Here is an 18,172-nt window from a genome sequence, read left to right as displayed (position 1 = left end):
TATAGAAAATCAGCCGCTTAGTACTAACCTTGACAATCCCGAAGCGCTAAGCTATCTTCGCCTAACGGACGAGCAAGAAAAAGGGGATTTAGTAGTAAACCATTTTGAAAAAAGTGTCCAGTTATTAGGGGGCTAAGACACAGCCTGTTGTTAGAACTTTTTGATATAGAAGATGAAAAAATAAATAAATCTTTAGAAGAAGCAGAATGTATTAATATGGAAAGGGCTGCCATCATCAATAAAATAAAAAATCTGAATGAAATCGCAAAACTAAGAGTGCAACTGAAAGAAAATATCTTCGACAATTTAAGTCTGCGCAGTTCAATAAAAGAAAAAGATCTTAACAGGCTCATTACTCCATTAGAGCTTAAAAAGAACAGTCCGATTTCAACAAAAGCTAAAATAGAATATCATAATATAAAAGGGGCCTATTATTTTAAAATCAAAAACTATGAGAAAGCCCTTGCGCAGATGAAAATGAAATTGAACTGCATTGAACATTTCCCACTAACAAATCTGTCCATATTGAGAAAATACTTCGGCACCATTACTAACATTATCACGGCACAATCCGTTTTGTCACTGTTCAATGATGTCACTATTTCAATTGAAAAATTGAATAAATTGATGGTGAATGATGTTGTTATTAAAAATATTCCTTTTCAGAAAATGATTATTCTTCAACAATTGTTGTTCAGGATCAAGCTTCATGTAGCAAAAGCAGAGTTGGAAGAAGCGCTGAAATTGATCCCTGAAATTGAGTCAACTCTTAAAAAATACCAGGGATCAATTTCCATTGAAGTCAAAAGCACATTTTATATTTACCTGGGCTATATATATTTCATGGCAGAGGATTTCAAAAAGGCTTTAGTATGGATGAATAGGTTAGAGAATGAGATCGGATCTTCTACACGACAAGATATTCAAACCTTATGCCGGCTTCAATTAATGATCCTATATTATGAGTTAGGGTACGACGAATTGATCGGGTACCTGCAAAGGGCAACCAGCCATAGCCTTATAAAGAAGGGTGAAATGTACAAAACAGAAGCCGCTATTCTCGGCTTTTTCAAAAAAGAACCGAGAAACAGTAATTCCCAAAAAGAATTGACAACTATTTTCAGGAAATTAAAAGTGAGAATAACAGCATTGCTTGTCGACCCATTTGAAGCCAATATGCTTAACTCATTGGATATTATTTCATGGATAGATTCCAAAATTGAAAATCGAAGGTTGATCGAAGTTCTGAGAGAGAAAGAGCAAAGAAGGATCGCGAAACAAAAATAAACCGGCAAGACCGCTATTTCGCCATCACTTTAAACTCCGTCCGCCTGTTCTTCTGCTTATTCTCAGGCGTATCATTCGGCGCGACAGGCTTTGAATCGCCGTAACCCTTGAAAGACAAGCGTTCGGCAGGAATTCCATTTATAACCAGGTATTCATACACCGATTTAGCGCGATTATGCGAAAGTGCGGCATTCAGCTTTTTATCACCCGTATTATCCGTGTGTCCACCCAATTCTATCTTCATGGTCCTGTTCATATTCAAAAAAGAGACCAGTTTTTGCAACTCCGCTTTCGATTCATCTTTCAGATCGAATTTATTCGTTTCAAAAAAAATATTTTTCAGCTGAACAGTCAGGCCTGTATCTATTGGCTGCAAGGGCACATCCATAAAAAATGGTTTAGAAATATCCTTTGTTTCTTTCAATGAAAAATTCTCGGAATAGAATAAATAGCCGCTCTTTGAAACATTAAGCGCGTAATTTTTATCAGCAGGCAAACAAACTAAAAACTCACCGCTGTACTGATTCGACTCCGATTGCATAACAACATTACTTGTTTCAAGATCGATCAGTTCAAACGATGCGGCCAACGGCCTCTTTGTCTGGCTATCATATACCTTGCCCTTTAAATAAGTAAGGTTTTCCGGACGAAACTTTTTATCAATTTCAAACGTGTAAATATCAAGACCGCCTATTCCTCCTGCCCTGTCCGATGCGAAATAAGCTAGCTTGCCTTTTGAATCTACCAGTAAGCTATTCTCATCATTATACGTATTTATCGGATAACCTAAATTCACTGCATCTCCCCAATGCCCGTCCGGCTGGCGTTTCGACATAAATATATCCAGTCCACCCATGCCCACGTGTCCGTTTGAAGAAAAATACAATGTTTGATTATCCGGGTGAATAAAAACGGACTGTTCATCAAACGGTGTATTTATCTTATTATTTAATCTCACAGGGTTGCCCCATTTACCATTCGGACTTATTTCAGCCATATAAATATCGCCATGCTTTTTTCCTTCGTCATTAACAATTCCTCTCACAAAATAAAGCGTTTTCCCATCAGAAGAAAATGATGGCTGACTCTCCCATGCCTTGGTACTTACAGGAGCACCCACATTGTGAGGGTTAACCCACTTATCACCCATTTTTTGTGTTACAAATATGTCACAGCTGCCATATCCTTTCCTGTTAAGTCCATACCCATAGGCTTCTTCACAAACCACAAAAAATAAATATTGTCCATCTGCAGACAAACATGGAGCGCCTTCATTCGCTTCCGTGTTTATACTATTACCAATGCTTTTAGCCTGGGTCCATTTACCCGTTTCTTTGGAGGAATAAAAAAAATCTTCCTGGAATCCCATTCCGTTATGTTTAATTTCTTTCGGCAATGTGACTTTTCGGGTAAACAAAAAGGTCTGGTCATCAGCTGTTAAAGTTGGGAAATATTCATCGTCAGCGGTATTGATCTCGGGCCCGATATTAAAAGGATTGAACGGAAGCGGATGCTCCATGGCATCAAGCGCGAAGTCGCAGCTTTTAATAAGAATTTTAACTTCATCATCCATTTTATGACTGACCGATCGTGCAGCAAGATAACTTTCAAAATGAGATTTGGCATCTTTGTATCGTCCCAACTTTAATTCCACCCTTCCGGCGAAATAAAAATTATTCTGAAAAAAATTGGGGTTTATTTGAAATGTTTTGTTGTACTCACCCGCTGCTTTTTCATATTGTCCATTATACGCATACAACTCCGCAAGGAAAGCATGCGCTTCAATGAACATGCTGTCCCTATCAATGGCCTTTTTCAGAGCCTCCATTGCTTTTGCGGGATCCATCGCGACAAGATTCTGCGCCTCCTGGAACAGCTTAATTGCCTTTGAATTTTTGGTAGAATACGTCCCGGGCTGGGCGGAAACAAGTAAGAAGGAAAAAATAAAAAGGCAGAAGGAAAGAAATTTTTTATTCATGCTATTTCAAATTAACAATTAACATACCAAACTACTTAAAATCTGAAACCTTGAACCTTGAACCCGGAACCAATTAAGGTATTCCCAGGTATTTATGCGTTTGCAACGACATATTCCACTTCGGGTTATTCATCACATAATCAACGATCAAAGGCATTATTTCATTGCGCTTGCTCCATTCAGGCTGCAAATAAAGCTTACATGAGGCGCTTACTTTAGCCGCATTTTGTTCCGCCCATTTCAGGTCATCTTTATTGTATACGATCACCTTTAATTCATCCGCTCTTTTCAAAACTTCAGGCAAGGGTTCCGCAGTTTTTTTTGGCGACAAACATATCCAGTCCCAACTTCCGGTTAATGCATATGCACCCGAGGTTTCAAGAAAAGTTTTTATTTCACTTTTCTTCAATTCACTTGTAAGATAATCAAGATCATACATACATGGCTCTCCACCTGTAACAACAACTGATCTTGCCTGACACTTTGCTGCATTTTCAATGATCACATCTGTCGATGTCAACGGATGAAGCGATGCGTCCCAACTTTCTTTTACATCACACCAGTGACAACCAACATCACAGCCACCCACACGTATAAAATAAGCAGCTTTCCCCGTATTAAAGCCCTCTCCCTGGATGGTGTAGAATTCTTCCATCAAAGGCAACTGTAATCCGGCAGCTAATTGATCAATTTGAATCATAATACCGCATGTATTTAGGATTAATCCTGATAGTTATCAGGATTTGGAATAGGTTTTCAATCCATTTTTATCCTAAATTAGTTTTTTTTATCGTACCTTTTTAACATGAAATATTTTCTTTTATATAATTGGATACTTCTTGCCTGTTTATTAAACTGTCGTCTGTGCTATTCACGGGATAAACAAATTGATTCGCTAAAAGCGCTCCTCAGTACTCACCCTAATGACACAACATACATTGATGTATTAAATTCAATTGCCAGAGCACTGGTTGATAAAGGCGATTATGTGAGCGCGTTAAAGTATGCAGATGAAGTTTCTACCTTTGCTGAAAGCAAATTGAATGCGAAAACAGATCCTGATTTAAAACAAAAAATAGTTATAGATGATAAGATAACAAGAGCAATTAAACAAGGAATGGTCGTTTCGTTTAATACAATTGGAATTCTAAATGATCAAAAGGGAGATTTTACAAATGCTCTGAATTATTATTTTAAGGCACTAAAGGTAAGTGAAGAGATAAATTATAAAAAAGGAATGGCCAGATGCTACAATCACATTGGAATTATTTATGACAAACAAGGAGATTACAACACAGCTATGGTATATCAACTTAAATCATTAAAAATAAAAGAGGAAATAAATGATAAATTTGGAATAGCACGGTCGTTTGCTAATATAGCCAGTATTTATAAGAAAAAGGGCGATTATACTAAAGCATTGGATTACGCTTTCAGGGCAACGATAATTGAAAAAGAAAATAATGGTAAAGAAGGAACCGCAAGTAGTTATAACAATATCGGAAGCATTTATTACGACCAGGGCAACATCACGATGGCTCTTGAGTATTATTTAAAATCATTACGGATCAATGAGGAAAATGTGGATATAAAAGGAACTGCGGATTCTTACCATAACATTGGAATTTTATACAAAGATCAGGGAGATTACCCTAAAGCTTTAGAGTATTACTTCAAATCATTAAAAACAGCCCGTACCATAGGAAGCAAAGATCATTTGTCTCTATTATTTGGAGACATTGGGAATATCTATTATCATCAACTTAATTATTCTAAAGCCTTAGAATATCATCAAAAAGCGTTGAAGTTAGCTGACGAAATTGGATATAAAGAGGGAATTAACAATGCTTATATAAATATTGGAAATGTATTTGAAAGTACAGGCGATTATTCTAAAAGCGAAGAATACTATCTGAAATCATTAAAAACGGCTGAAGAAATGGGAGATAGAACAAGTATTGCCATTTCTTGTGGAAATATTGCTGTCGTTTTTTTTGATCAAGGTAATTATTTCAAAGCTCTTGAATATGCTAATAAGGGCCTTGCTTTGGGAAAAGAGGTTGGGTATTTGGATTTAATAAAAGATATTCAAGAAACACTTTCAAATATCTACCTTAAAACAAATCAACCCGCAAAGGCTCTCGAACACTACAAAGAATATATTACTGCCCGCGATAGCCTGCTTAACGAGAAAAATACAAAAAAAATTACCCAAGCCGAGATGAACTACGAGTTTAAAAAAAGGCAGGCCATTGAAAAAGCGGAACAAGAGAAAAAGGATGCTATTGTAAAAGCGGAAATAAGCAAACAAAAAACAGTGAGAAACAGTTTGATAATAATATTTACATTACTATTAGCAACCTCAATAATGCTTATTACAAGCTACAGAAGAAAAATAAAAACGACCCAACTGCTTGCCCAGAAAAACGAAGAGATCCATAAACAAAAAGTGGTTGATTTGCTGGAAAAGCAACGCTTAAAATCAATGAAAGATCTGATAATAGGACAGGAGGTTGAACGGCACCGTATTGCCCGTGAATTGCACGATGGAATGGGCGGAATAATGGCAGGTATTAAATTAAAACTGATTAAAATAAATTCAACTTTTGAAAAGAAGCAAGATCTGGAAAGTGTAATCAATAATGTTGATGCTGCTTATAACGAAATACGGACAATTTCACATAATTTAACGCCCCCCCAATTAACTAACACCGCCTTTACCGAAGTAGTAAAAACCTTTATTGAAGAATTTAAACCCACTACCAAACTGGATATCCATTTGGAATTTATAGAAGAAGAAAAATTAAACGAAGTTTCGGAAAAAGTGCAGGTTGAAGTGTACCGAATTATACAGGAACTTATAAAAAACATTCTCAAACATTCCAAAGCTAGTAAGGTTGTGATAGATTTAAGTAAATATGAAAACGAACTGAACCTGCTGGTGGAAGATAATGGTGTTGGCTTTGATAGCTCGAAAAAAAATACGGGTATAGGTTTAAGAAATATTCAATCACGGGTGGAAGCATTGAGTGGTGTATTATCTATTGATTCAAAAACCGGTTGGGGAAGTACATTTAATATAAGTATACCATGTTAGTTATAGTTACTCCGTGTAACTCTGTGAATCCTCCGTGGTTCTCCGTGCAACAAAAATGAATAGCACAGAGGTTCACAGGGAAGACAGAGGGCTGTAGAGAATAAAATGCTAGCATTAAATTTATTAAACAATATTTTATGCGCGATCAAAAAAAAAATAAAATCAACATAGCCATTGCCGATGATCACGCGATTTTCCTCGAAGGACTTGTCGCTTTGCTGAACGACATCGATGAAATAAACATTATAGGAACAGCGCTGAACGGGATAGGAATGCTTGATCTGTTAAAAACAAAACCGGTAGATATATTAATCAGCGATATAAACATGCCCGGTATGGATGGCCTCGAATTGAGCCAACAGGTAAAAAAATTGTATCCGCATATTGCAATACTCATTTTAACAATGCACGATGAGCAGCGGATGATCACCAATATGTTTCGGGCAGGTGTAAAAGGTTATATCTTTAAAAATTCAGGTAAAGAACAATTTGTTGCGGCAATTAAAGCGCTTGCCAGTGGCGAACAATTTTTGAGTGAAGAAGTAAAAAATAAAATGATTACAAACATTACCTCCGGCAAAGAGCAAAAGCCAATAATCCCAATACTTTCCGACCGTGAAAAAGAAATATTACAATTAGTTGCTAAAGAATTTACCACCCAACAAATAGCCGATCAGCTTTTCATCAGCCACCACACGGTTATTAGTCACCGCAAAAAGCTGCTTTTCAAGTTTGATGTGCAGAACACCGCAGGACTTATTAAACGGGCTATTGAAACGGGCTTACTCGACTAGATTTTCTTTCGAGAGTTTTATGGCGAGAAAATATTATCCCCATTTATGGGGATGCTTCTACTATTTTGATAGTTTAGCTTTGTCTGGAAACATAATAAATAAAAAGCCAGATCATGAAAACACAACTTAAGCAACAAATTGAAACTACACTGAAAGAAAATAATATTACTCTTTGTGATTTCGCAAATTATATTGATGTTTCAAAAGAGCAGTTGATGGGTGATCTTGAACCCGATACGCTAGATATCAGAACGCTTGAACAGATTTGTAAAGCACTGAAAATTCCTATGTATAGCTGGTATGGGGAAATGACCGACTCCTGTGCTACATCAACTTATTACAATGCTATAAAACTTCGTCAGGATATAAACTTAAACGAAATGATAGCAGAATTATTAATAAATAAGCACATAAGTCTATCTGAATTTGCCGATTACATTAATGTCCCGGAGGAAGAATTGGTCAAGTATCCTAAAACAGGTCAAATTAGTGTAAGAACAGTTGAGCAACTTTCGAAAGAATTTCGGATTCCATTGTATCCACTTTTGAAAAAAATAAACAATAATTAAGCGAATCTATTATGCAGGTTTGTTCATTTGAACCACCTCCCTGCGCAGCCGGAACCAATAGCCATAACGGGTATGATAAATGGGTCAAATACAGGGTGTACTGGAAAAAGAACGATTGGCTTTAAAAAAACTACAAAAAACCAATTAGCCTGAAATTTATTATTAAATTTCGCCATGAAATAGGATATCATTTTCTCTTAGTTTTGAATAAACAATCACAAAAATGAAAAAATACTTATTATGCGTTTTAACGGCTTTAGTGTATACATTTAGCCTTACAGCACAATCTAATCCCGACCTTACTTCTCAAATACCTATGGATTCCACGGTAAGAACCGGGAAACTCTCCAATGGACTCAAATATTATATAAAGAAAAACGGTAAGCCTGAAAAACGCGCTGAACTCCGACTGGCGGTGAATGCAGGCTCCAATTATGAGAACGACGATCAACAGGGCCTTGCTCACTTTGTTGAACACATGGCCTTTAACGGAACTAAAAATTTTAAAAAGAACGAATTGGTGAACTACCTTGAATCGATCGGCACAAAATTCGGCGCGCACCTTAACGCTTATACAAGTTTTGAAGAAACTGTATATATGCTGCAGCTCCCGACCGATTCGGAAAAAATATTCGCGAAAGGATTCCAGGTGCTCGAAGACTGGGCGCATAATCTGAGTTTTGAAGATGCTGAAATTGAGAAAGAACGGGGCGTAGTAATATCAGAACGAAGGAGCGGACTTGGCGCGCAGGAACGTATGAACCAAAAGACCTGGCCTATCGTATTTAAAGGTTCACGTTATGCCGACCGGCTTCCGATCGGAAAACTTGAGGTTTTGGAAAAATGCAAGCATGAAACATTGAAACAATTTTATTACGATTGGTATCGTCCCGACCTGATGGCTGTTATTGCTGTAGGTGATTTTGATATGGATAAAGTTGAAAAAATGATAAAGGATCATTTCAGCGGTATTCCGGCAAAAGAAAATCCGCGCCCCACACAGAAATTCGAAGTTCCGGATAATGAACAGTTACTCATAGCAAAAGCAAGTGATAAAGAATCGCAGTACACTATTATTGAATTCGGTTATAAACTTCCGAAAGAAAGTTCTGCCACTTTGCAGGATATGCGCAGAGGGCTTAGCTATAAATTATTCAACAACATGATGAACGAACGGTTGAATGAACTTACACAATTGGCTGACCCTCCTTTTAGTTTTGCCAACATAGGTTATGGACCATCATTGGCACGTACACGATCTGAATATGGCGGATTTGCAGTGGTTAAAGAAAAGGGAATTGAACGCGGCCTTGAAACATTACTCACCGAAAATGAGCGTGTAAAACTATACGGCTTTACAGAAAGTGAGCTCGAGCGTCAAAAGCTCAGCTTAATGCGTAATATGGAAAAACAATATAATGAACGTGATAAAACTGAATCAAGAAACCTGGTAAATAATTTGGTGAGCAACTTTTTAAAGGATGAACCGGCTCCATCCATTGAATTCAAATACCGGTTCTACAAAAAATATTTAAAAGGTATTACCCTCGCCGATATAAATGAACTGGCCAGGAAGTGGTCAACGGATGAAGGAAAAAATATGGTGATCACTATTATGGGACCCGAAAAGCCGGATGTGATCATTCCTTCAGATGAGCGGATCAAAACCATTATGGCCAATGTTCTTAAAACTTCACTCAAGCCTTATGAAGACAAAACGTCGGACAAGCCTCTGATGTCGGCAAAACCGGTACCCGGAAAGATCGGCTCCGAAAAACAAATAAAAGAACTGAACCTGACTGAACTTGAACTTTCAAATGGAGTTAAAGTTATTTTAAAGCCTACCGATTTTAAAAATGACGAGATCGTATTCACCGCATACAGTCCCGGAGGATTCTCTCTTTATGATGAAAAAGATCACATGTCGGCAGCCTATGCAGCCTCACTTATTGACGAATCAGGCATATCTGAATTCGACAATATTACGTTGAATAAAATGCTGACAGGTAAAATCATTTCGGTTGGCCCCTACATCGGTGATACAAGGGAAGGTCTTGAAGGAAGCTGCTCCCCCACAGACTTCGAAACAACTTTACAACTGATCAATCTTTATTTCACCGCGCCCCGAAAAGATGAAACAGGATTTGCCGCGGTCATTGAACGTGAAAAAAGCTTTCTTGAGAACCGTCAATCAGACCCTGAATCGGCTTTCAGAGATACCATAAACGTTACAATGTGGCAATACCATTTCCGCCGCAGGCCGCTTACATTGCAAACATTAAAAGAAATTGACCTGAATAAATCATTTGATATTTATAAAGACCGTTTTGCCGATGCAGCTGACTTTACCTTTTTCTTTATAGGCAACTTTAAGACCGAAGAAATAAAACCAATGCTTGAAACATATCTTGGCAGCCTTCCTTCAAAAGGAAGAAAAGAGAACTGGAAAGATATGAACATCAGATACCCGAAGGGTGTGATACAAAAAACAGTCAAGCGGGGTATAGAACCCAAAAGCGCTGTGCAACTGCAATACACAGGCTCATTTGAGTACAACAGGCAAAATCGCCTGGTATTCAACGCGCTTAACAAATTATTGGATATTAAACTGCGCGAAGCAATCCGTGAAGAAAAAGGCGGAACGTATGGTGTTTCTGTATACGGACGGCCGAGCCATTATCCCATTCAGGATTATTCATTGACGATCTATTTCGGCTGCGATCCAAAAAACGTAAACGACCTGACTAAAACAGCACTTGACGTTTTGGAAAATATAAAAAAGAATAGCGCTGAAGAAAAAGACATGATCAAAATAAAAGAAACGCTGAGGCGTGAATATGAAGTTAATTTTAAGGAAAACAGGTTTTGGCTGAATGCGATCAGCAACTATTATTTTGACAATGAGAACCCCGTAGATATTTTGAGCGTGCCAAAAATGGCCGAGAGCCTCACTTCCGATGATCTGAAGAAAGCGGCAAACATGTACCTGGATCAAAAAAACTACGCGAAGTTTGTGCTGATGCCTGAGAAGTAATACGGGTCAGAGTATTTACTGCAAACGGAATATAATTGTGTATTTAAGGGTTGGAAGTCGGAAGTCCGGAGTCAGAAGAAAGGAGACTTCAGTCTTCCAACTCCGGACTTCCGACTCCCGTCTTCTGACTTTTTCAAATGCAATAATTTACCTGTTATATATATATTGCCCTTTTACAAGCCTTTAAAGTATTGGTAAGCAAGGCTACGATGGTCATAGGACCTACACCACCCGGAACAGGTGTTATAAAGGAACATTTGGGAGCAACCTCATCGTACTTCACATCCCCGAAAAGCTTGTATCCGCTTTTTGTCAGAGTTGAAGGCATACGCGTAATACCTACATCAATAACAACGGCACCTTGTTTCACCATATCGGCCGTAACGAAACCGGGTTTACCCAAAGCCACCACAAGTATATCAGCGGTGCGGCTGATCTCCGCAATATTTCTTGTTTTACTGTGAGTCAATGTAACAGTACAATTCCCCGGATATGTGTTGCGGGCCATTAAAATACTCATAGGTGACCCTACAATGTGACTTCGCCCGATGACAACACAATGCATTCCGCTTGTTTCAATTTTATAGCGCTCCAGCAGGAGCATTATGCCATAAGGTGTAGCGGGCAAATAAGCAGGCAGGCTGAGCGCCATTCTACCCACGTTGGTTGGATGAAAACCATCTACATCCTTTTCAGGCTTAATGCTTTCAACAATTATTTGCTCGGAAAAATGTTTTGGTAAAGGCAATTGTACAATAAAGCCATCGATATCCTTATCATTATTTAACTTTTGAACTGTATCAAGTAATTCCTTTTCCGAAATAGTCGCCGGGTGATGAATAAGTGTTGACCTGAAACCAACCCTCACACATGCTTTTACTTTAGCCGCAACGTATGTCTCGCTGGCTCCATCATTACCCACAAGCACAGCGGCCAGGTGCGGTATTTTCCCCGCTGAAGTTTTTATCTGCTCCACCTCGGCAGCGATCTCACTGAAAATTTCTTCTGATATTTCTTTTCCGTCAATTATGGTCATTGGTCAGTGGGCATTAGTCAGTAGTCATTGGCTAATTAACAAAAAAAGGCATTAGTGAAATCTATTGTTCAGAGGCCATTTTCAATCCAATGGATTTAATATATGCATTTAGTTTAATATGAATCTGCTCAAGTTCATCGTTAAACTCCTTGTACTGCTCGTCAGCAATCAATTTTCTGTTTTTTGCTTTTAGTAACCAACCTTTTGTTTCCATCAATGAACCTCTTGAATAATAACAAAACTGCCTGTTCTCTTTATAAAAATAGCGGCCATACCCTTCCGCAACATTTGAAGACATAGAATCAGCTGATCTTACAAATTGTTTACCAATTGTGTCACGCGCAAAATAATCCCAACCCAAAACAATATTCCAAATCTTATCTTCCAACACTATAAGTCGTTGATAAATCTCTAAATCTTCAAGTCTCATAAACATAAAGTTAAAATTAAAACTAACCCCATTTACTACTAACCACTCCCCTTACCAATGACTACTGACTATTGGCCAATGACTACTTACCAATGACTAATGACCACTGACAATTCTACCGCATATTTTTCATCTGACTCATCATCTTCATCATATTTTTCTTATCACCCATCATCCTCATCATTTTACGGGTCTCATCAAATTGTTTGATCAGTTTGTTAACTTCTGCAACCGATGTTCCGCTTCCCCTGGCTATACGTTGTCGACGACTGCCATTGAGCGATTCCGGGTGTTCACGTTCATAAGGCGTCATGGATGCTATGATGGCTTCAATGCCATTGAAGGCATCGTCTTTAATGTCAACATCCTTTATCGCTTTGCCAACTCCGGGTATCATACCCACCAGGTCTTTCATATTCCCCATCTTTTTTATTTGCTGAAGCTGGGCCACGAAATCGTTAAAGTCAAATTGATTTTTCGCGATCTTCTTCTGCAGCTTCCGGGCATCTTCTACATTAAATTGCTCCTGCGCACGCTCAACAAGTGTTACCACATCTCCCATGCCCAATATACGGTCGGCCATACGTTCGGGGTGGAACACATCCATCGCTTCCATCTTCTCCCCTGTACCCACAAACTTAATGGGCTTATTCACCACCGATTTAATTGATAGGGCCGCACCGCCGCGTGTATCGCCATCCAGCTTTGTAAGCACAACACCGTCAAAATTCAATCGTTCATTAAATGCTTTGGCCGTGTTTACAGCATCCTGCCCGGTCATCGCGTCAACAACAAACAGGATCTCATCCGGATCAACCGCTTTTTTCACCGCTTCGATCTCCTTCATCATCACCTCATCAACAGCCAGGCGGCCGGCTGTATCAATGATCACAACGGAGTTACCATTCTCTTTGGCCTGTTGAATACCACGTTTGGCAATAGACACAGCGTCCTTGCTTTCTTTATCCGAGAAAACTTCCACTCCTATTTGCTCTCCCAGCACCTGCAGCTGATCGATAGCTGCAGGCCTGTATAGGTCGCACGCAACTAATAAAGGTTTTTTTCCGCGTTTATTTTTCAAATAGCCGGCCAGCTTACCCGAAAAAGTTGTTTTACCGGAACCCTGCAAACCGCTCATCAATATTACAGTGGGACTGCTTGAAAGCTTAATATCCACGCTTGCCCCGCCCATAAGCAATGCCAGTTCATCACGGGTAATTTTGGTTAAAAGCTGACCGGGAGATATCGCGGTAAGCACATTCTGACCTAAGGCTTTTTCTTTAACGCTATCTGTAAATTGCTTGGCTACCTTATAATTCACATCGGCGTCAAGCAGGGCTTTACGTATCTCTTTAATGGTTTCGGAGACGTTCACTTCCGTAATTTTCCCCTGGCCTTTTAATAATTTAAAGGCTCGTTCTATTTTATCACTTAAATTATCGAACATAATGTTATTGTTTTTTTCTACCTATGCTTCCACTTCGGCTTTGCTCAGTATGACAGCTTTGGTGGACAAATAAAGGAAGGTAAATTTAGGAAAACTTTTACACAGATGGTTCATATGATATGATATTCATTTAGTAATTTTATTGACTTGGGAACATTAGCCGTCATTGTAAAAAGACAGTACAAACCATAAACAACAACAAAAACTCGATATAGAACCATATGAGAAAAATAATTTCATTTATGCATATATCGCTTGACGGTTTTGTAGCAGGACCGAAAGGAGAACTCGATTGGGTTAAAGTTGATGAGGAAATTTTTGATTATGTCGGTAAGCGGATAAGCGAAGGCGACACTGCGTTATATGGACGGGTAACTTACCAGATGATGGAAAATTACTGGCCTGCCGCAGGAAACAAGCCGACAGCGACCAAGCACGACATTGAACATTCAAAGTGGTATAACAAAGTTCACAAAGTTGTTTTATCAAAAACAATAAAAGACGCGGGTTTGACTAACACAAAAATTATTAGCGACAACCTTTCGGACAGAATAAATGAAATAAAACAATCCCGCAATGGCGGGAGTAAAGAGATCTTGCTTTTTGGTAGCCCGACGGCAACACATTCACTGATTCAACTGAACTTAATTGACGGCTACTGGCTATTTGTTAATCCGATTATTCTTGGACGAGGCATTCCATTGTTTGCAGACATCAAAGACAAAATAAAACTAAAACTACTGACTACCCGACAATTTACCTGCGGGGTAACTGAACTGAATTACACAGTAGACAGACAATAACAACGAACCGCTAACCCGGGTTTTACGTCAGGCGGGCTGACGTGCAAACATGGAGCTTTGTGCTCCTAAACCCGCCCGAACGCAAAGGCCGAACCGCTATGGGCAAAACTAACAGACCGTACACCACGACAGCCTATACCGACAATTTTTCAACTTCCATTCATTAACGAAAAAAAATAATCGAAGAAAAATTTGCGTAGTTAAATAACTACACTTAAATTTGTAGTCAAATTACTTCACAATGAATCTAAGACGAGATGTATTCCAGGCCATTGCTGACCCGACAAGACGAGCAATTTTATTCTTACTTGCTACTAATTCTATGACGGCAGGAGCTATTGCTTCAAACTTTGATACAGCACGACCAACTGTTTCAAAACACTTACAAATCTTGACAGAATGCGAACTTCTGAAACAGGAACAGCAAGGCAGGGAAATTTATTATCATTTCAATCCAAATAAAATAAAAGAAATAGCTGACTTCATTGAACCATTCCGACAAATGTGGGACACAAAGTTCAATGAACTCGAATCAGTAATGAAAAAATATAAGAACAAATAAAATGGAACAAAAAACAAAAATCAATGCCGAAGACGGCAAGCAAGAACTGTTTATTATAAGGGATTTTGATTTGCCGGTAGAATTACTTTTCAAAGCATACACCGAACCAGAACTTATAGAACAATGGATGGGAACAAAAGTCATAAGACTTGAAAATAAAAATCACGGAAGTTTCCAGATTGAAACCTCATACAACGGCAATGTAGTTTTTAAGGCAAATGGGACAATTCACCAGATTGTTCCAAATCAAAAAATTATACGAACATTTGAAATGGAAAATATGCCTGTTGGTGTTCAACTTGAATTTTTGGATTTTGAAAAACTCACTGACAATACCAGCAAACTAACAATCCAAATAATTTACAAATCAGAGAAGCACCGGGCAGAACAACTAAAACTACCATTTGCCTACGGTTTAAATATGGCTCACGACAGATTACAAGAAATTGCAAGCAAATTAAAATAACGAAATATGCCAAAGAAAAATAAAATTATCTATTGGATTGCCACAATATGGCTATGCTTAGGAATGACATCAGCCGCAATAATTCAACTGTTCAAAATAAAAACAGACGGACCAGGAGGAATTGAAAACATTACTCATTTGAGTTTCCCTGCCTACATATTGCCATTGCTTGGCATATGGAAATTATTAGGTGTCGTGGCATTTCTAATTCCAAAATATCCCCTGTTAAAAGAATGGGCTTATGCAGGTATATTCTTTACAGTTACAGGAGCGTTGTATTCACATATAAAATCAGGCGACACTATCAATTTAATTGCTCCATCATTACTCTACCTTGTTCTCATTGCTGCATCTTGGTATTTCAGACCTGCCGACAGAAAAATCCATTTAAACCAAAATTAAATTAACCGTATGAACGAAAAAGCAGAGCAATTTTTTAATAAAGCAAACAAGTGGAAGGATGAATTTCTATTGTTACGAGAAATCGTCATCGAAAACAAATCGCTGGAAGAGGATTATAAATGGATGCATCCTTGTTACACTTTTAAAGGAAAGAACATTGTTCTCATTCATGGATTTAAGGAATATTGTGCTTTGTTATTTCATAAAGGTGCTTTGATGAAAGACCCGAAAAAAATTTTGATACAGCAAACAGAAAATGTGCAATCTGCAAGACAAATCAGGTTTACTAATGCCGGGCAAATAATAAAACTTAAATTTGCAATTAAGAATTATATCAAAGAAGCTATTGAAATTGAAAAATCAGGAAAGAAAATAGCTATGAAAAAAGTTAGCGATTATCCTGTTCCCGAAGAATTTCAAAAAACATTAGATGAAGATAAAGCATTGAATAACTCCTTTTTTTCCTTAACACCCGGACGACAAAAAGGGTATTTATTTTACTTCAACCAAGCCAAACAATCCAAAACAAGAGAAGCAAGAATTGAAAAATACTATCAACACATACTTGATGGGAAAGGAATGGACGATTAGACAAAGAAGCCCAGCCCATAACTAAATATCAGTAAGAACTAATGGAAAAAGTGGTATGCGATTCCTCGGTCAAATTGGTTCTTGCCTGCCACGGCTGACGGGGTACAAATTGTATTTTTTACTAAATTTATATTTAGGCAAGCAGACTAATTTTCGTTATCGAGTCCGCAAATGGGCAAGTCCCGAAACCGATAGCTGGCATTTTAAAACAGGACAGATGAATCATTTTCTCACTTCAAGAGCAACTCGCGTTTCGACAATTCTCATTGCATTGACGACAACGAACAATTTACTTACAACTTCCTGCAACGGACAACAAGTCAAAACAAATTCATCAAAAGACAGTGTTGTTGCCACACAAACAGTCACAGCAGGACAGCCAAGAATGAGCCGCGGGTTGCTACAAGACAAAAATGGCAACTTTTGGCTGTGTAATGGCCGTAATGGTGTCACTGTTTACAATGGAAAATTTTTTACGCACTACACAGAGAAAGACGGTTTGAGCAATAATCAGGTGGGGACGGTTTTAGAAGATAACACGGGCAAACTTTGGTTCGGCACGGCAGACGGCATCACCTGTTACGATGGGAAAAAGTTTACCGTAATTCCAGTCACGACAATAACCGGCAATACAAACTACCATAAAACAGTAACCGACCCTACCTATGGTATTTCCAAACCCATGGAAAACTTTGTGTTGAGTATTCTTCAAGACAGAACGGGAATGTTATGGTTCGGCACTCCGGCAGGTATTTATCAACACGATCCTTCGAAAGATCAGGTGACAGGGTCCAAAACATTTTCTCCTTTTTCCTATAATGATAGCATCGCCATTCAAAACGGGGCTCTTGGTGTAGAATCCATCATTGAAGATTCCTCTGGAAATATTTGGTTTGGCGGACGCGGCATCGCGGGCGTACACTGCTATAATGGTAAATCATTAACCCGTTTTACACCGAACGGTGAAAATTGGGTGAGCCCGATGTTACAGGATAAATCGGGAAACATTTGGTTCAGCAAAAGAACACAAGGACCATTTTCTTATGACGGAAAAACTTTAATCTAATAGGAGAAAAAGAGTTCACTGATTTTTTCTTTTCAATGGAACAAGATAATGCCGGAAACTTTTGGTTTGGAAACGGCAAGAATGGCGGCGTAACTTTTTATAATGGGAAAACTTTTATCAACTATTCCGAAAAATGTTTATGAGAAGAGTTATTAAAGACAAAGAGGGGAACATTTGGTTCAACTGTGACAAAAATGGTTTGTCCCGCTATGATGGTAACACGTTTATCAATTTTTCGGATAGCATCCCATTCCGCACATATTACATGCGCTAATTCGTATTTGGTTTGCGGTTAGCACAAGGCAACTGAAACATAAACAAAGACAAATATGAAATACATCCTGACCACATGCTATATTTTTATAGCAACAATTTTGACCTTCGGACAGCAGCCTATACAAGCGTCATTAGGTTCTGTAAACCGACCAACTCCTCTTTTTGGTTTTAATACCAATGGTCACCAACCTGCTAACTTTCCGCCTGGTTATTCAGGAGCCAACTGGACACAGCAATGGTTTATTGATACTACGATTTATCTATATCCTGAAGTACTACGATTCCCCGGTGGGACAAATGCAAATCATTGGGATTGGCAAACAGGTTGGTTTGT

General features: G+C 38.4%; 17 protein-coding genes (1 of these 17 running past the window's edge). 12 read left to right on the top strand and 5 right to left on the bottom strand.

Going from position 1 to position 18,172, the window contains the following annotated elements; translation table 11 throughout:
• The first annotated feature begins 147 nt into the window (after positions 1–147).
• A complete protein-coding gene (locus tag HYU69_00275) occupies positions 148–1,287 on the top strand; it encodes a hypothetical protein (GenBank protein MBI2268774.1) in 1,140 nt (379 codons plus the stop codon).
• 13 nt (positions 1,288–1,300) lie between these two features.
• On the opposite strand, the gene HYU69_00270 is transcribed toward HYU69_00275, so the two are convergent.
• Together HYU69_00270 and HYU69_00265 are read right to left on the bottom strand one after the other, a co-directional pair.
• A complete protein-coding gene (locus HYU69_00270; protein MBI2268773.1) occupies positions 1,301–3,265 on the bottom strand; it encodes an OmpA family protein in 1,965 nt (654 codons plus the stop codon).
• Between the two features lie 73 nt (positions 3,266–3,338).
• Positions 3,339–3,920 (bottom strand): 7-carboxy-7-deazaguanine synthase QueE, encoded by a 582-nt coding sequence (locus tag HYU69_00265; GenBank protein ID MBI2268772.1) that lies wholly within the window; start codon positions 3,918–3,920, stop codon positions 3,339–3,341.
• 150 nt (positions 3,921–4,070) lie between these two features.
• Between HYU69_00265 and HYU69_00260 the strand changes: the two genes are divergently transcribed.
• From HYU69_00260 to HYU69_00245, 4 genes are all read left to right on the top strand, one after another.
• Positions 4,071–6,362, top strand: coding sequence for a sensor histidine kinase (locus HYU69_00260; protein ID MBI2268771.1), 2,292 nt, complete (start codon positions 4,071–4,073; stop codon positions 6,360–6,362).
• A 137-nt stretch (positions 6,363–6,499) separates the two neighbouring features.
• The gene (locus HYU69_00255; GenBank protein ID MBI2268770.1) at positions 6,500–7,156 is read left to right on the top strand and encodes a response regulator transcription factor; all 657 of its coding nucleotides are present in this window, start codon (positions 6,500–6,502) and stop codon (positions 7,154–7,156) included.
• A 113-nt stretch (positions 7,157–7,269) separates the two neighbouring features.
• A complete protein-coding gene (locus HYU69_00250) occupies positions 7,270–7,725 on the top strand; it encodes a hypothetical protein (GenBank protein MBI2268769.1) in 456 nt (151 codons plus the stop codon).
• Between the two features lie 223 nt (positions 7,726–7,948).
• Positions 7,949–10,759, top strand: coding sequence for an insulinase family protein (locus tag HYU69_00245; GenBank protein ID MBI2268768.1), 2,811 nt, complete (start codon positions 7,949–7,951; stop codon positions 10,757–10,759).
• 154 nt (positions 10,760–10,913) lie between these two features.
• Here HYU69_00245 and HYU69_00240 read toward each other — a convergent pair whose 3' ends face one another.
• The 3 genes from HYU69_00240 to ffh form a co-directional block, all read right to left on the bottom strand.
• Positions 10,914–11,795: a bifunctional 5,10-methylene-tetrahydrofolate dehydrogenase/5,10-methylene-tetrahydrofolate cyclohydrolase gene (locus HYU69_00240; GenBank protein ID MBI2268767.1), complete on the bottom strand. Its 882-nt coding sequence runs from the start codon at positions 11,793–11,795 to the stop codon at positions 10,914–10,916.
• Between the two features lie 61 nt (positions 11,796–11,856).
• A complete protein-coding gene (locus HYU69_00235) occupies positions 11,857–12,231 on the bottom strand; it encodes a four helix bundle protein (GenBank protein MBI2268766.1) in 375 nt (124 codons plus the stop codon).
• 109 nt (positions 12,232–12,340) lie between these two features.
• Complete coding sequence (gene ffh, locus HYU69_00230) at positions 12,341–13,672, bottom strand: signal recognition particle protein (protein ID MBI2268765.1); 1,332 nt, start codon at positions 13,670–13,672, stop codon at positions 12,341–12,343.
• 221 nt (positions 13,673–13,893) lie between these two features.
• On the opposite strand from ffh, the gene HYU69_00225 reads away from it, so the two are divergent.
• The 7 genes from HYU69_00225 to HYU69_00195 all read left to right on the top strand — a co-directional run.
• Positions 13,894–14,475 carry a dihydrofolate reductase family protein gene (locus HYU69_00225; GenBank protein MBI2268764.1) on the top strand — a complete coding sequence of 194 codons (582 nt, stop codon included), beginning with the start codon at positions 13,894–13,896 and terminating at the stop codon, positions 14,473–14,475.
• 241 nt (positions 14,476–14,716) lie between these two features.
• Positions 14,717–15,037: a winged helix-turn-helix transcriptional regulator gene (locus HYU69_00220; GenBank protein MBI2268763.1), complete on the top strand. Its 321-nt coding sequence runs from the start codon at positions 14,717–14,719 to the stop codon at positions 15,035–15,037.
• A gap of 1 nt (position 15,038) precedes the next feature.
• Positions 15,039–15,503, top strand: coding sequence for an SRPBCC domain-containing protein (locus HYU69_00215; protein MBI2268762.1), 465 nt, complete (start codon positions 15,039–15,041; stop codon positions 15,501–15,503).
• Between the two features lie 6 nt (positions 15,504–15,509).
• Positions 15,510–15,905 carry a DoxX family protein gene (locus HYU69_00210; GenBank protein ID MBI2268761.1) on the top strand — a complete coding sequence of 132 codons (396 nt, stop codon included), beginning with the start codon at positions 15,510–15,512 and terminating at the stop codon, positions 15,903–15,905.
• Positions 15,906–15,914: 9 nt separating this feature from the next.
• Entirely contained in the window at positions 15,915–16,496 is a 582-nt protein-coding gene (locus HYU69_00205) for a YdeI/OmpD-associated family protein (GenBank protein MBI2268760.1), read from the top strand.
• A gap of 217 nt (positions 16,497–16,713) precedes the next feature.
• Positions 16,714–17,562, top strand: coding sequence for a hypothetical protein (locus tag HYU69_00200; protein ID MBI2268759.1), 849 nt, complete (start codon positions 16,714–16,716; stop codon positions 17,560–17,562).
• Positions 17,563–17,891: 329 nt separating this feature from the next.
• Positions 17,892–18,172, top strand: partial view of a hypothetical protein gene (locus HYU69_00195; GenBank protein ID MBI2268758.1) — the beginning only. 1,093 nt of this gene lie beyond the right edge of the window; only the first 281 of its 1,374 coding nucleotides appear in the window; the start codon lies at positions 17,892–17,894; its stop codon lies off the right edge, out of view.

It is taken from the genome of Bacteroidota bacterium (genome assembly GCA_016183775.1).
In the GTDB taxonomy this organism is placed as follows: domain Bacteria; phylum Bacteroidota; class Bacteroidia; order JABDFU01; family JABDFU01; genus JABDFU01.
Note: the sequence above shows the minus strand (reverse complement) of the source record. Positions and strands in the feature narration are given on the sequence as shown.

Excerpts from the sequence above, each read along its gene's own strand:
- HYU69_00270 (MBI2268773.1), bottom strand. The coding sequence starts at position 3,265 with ATGAATAAAAAATTTCTTTCCTTCTGCCTTTTTATTTTTTCCTTCTTA.
- HYU69_00265 (MBI2268772.1), bottom strand. The coding sequence starts at position 3,920 with ATGGAAGAATTCTACACCATCCAGGGAGAGGGCTTTAATACGGGGAAA.
- HYU69_00260 (MBI2268771.1), top strand. The coding sequence starts at position 4,071 with ATGAAATATTTTCTTTTATATAATTGGATACTTCTTGCCTGTTTATTA.
- HYU69_00255 (MBI2268770.1), top strand. The coding sequence starts at position 6,500 with ATGCGCGATCAAAAAAAAAATAAAATCAACATAGCCATTGCCGATGAT.
- HYU69_00250 (MBI2268769.1), top strand. The coding sequence starts at position 7,270 with ATGAAAACACAACTTAAGCAACAAATTGAAACTACACTGAAAGAAAAT.
- HYU69_00245 (MBI2268768.1), top strand. The coding sequence starts at position 7,949 with ATGAAAAAATACTTATTATGCGTTTTAACGGCTTTAGTGTATACATTT.
- HYU69_00240 (MBI2268767.1), bottom strand. The coding sequence starts at position 11,795 with ATGACCATAATTGACGGAAAAGAAATATCAGAAGAAATTTTCAGTGAG.
- HYU69_00235 (MBI2268766.1), bottom strand. The coding sequence starts at position 12,231 with ATGTTTATGAGACTTGAAGATTTAGAGATTTATCAACGACTTATAGTG.
- ffh (MBI2268765.1), bottom strand. The coding sequence starts at position 13,672 with ATGTTCGATAATTTAAGTGATAAAATAGAACGAGCCTTTAAATTATTA.
- HYU69_00225 (MBI2268764.1), top strand. The coding sequence starts at position 13,894 with ATGAGAAAAATAATTTCATTTATGCATATATCGCTTGACGGTTTTGTA.
- HYU69_00220 (MBI2268763.1), top strand. The coding sequence starts at position 14,717 with ATGAATCTAAGACGAGATGTATTCCAGGCCATTGCTGACCCGACAAGA.
- HYU69_00215 (MBI2268762.1), top strand. The coding sequence starts at position 15,039 with ATGGAACAAAAAACAAAAATCAATGCCGAAGACGGCAAGCAAGAACTG.
- HYU69_00210 (MBI2268761.1), top strand. The coding sequence starts at position 15,510 with ATGCCAAAGAAAAATAAAATTATCTATTGGATTGCCACAATATGGCTA.
- HYU69_00205 (MBI2268760.1), top strand. The coding sequence starts at position 15,915 with ATGAACGAAAAAGCAGAGCAATTTTTTAATAAAGCAAACAAGTGGAAG.
- HYU69_00200 (MBI2268759.1), top strand. The coding sequence starts at position 16,714 with ATGAATCATTTTCTCACTTCAAGAGCAACTCGCGTTTCGACAATTCTC.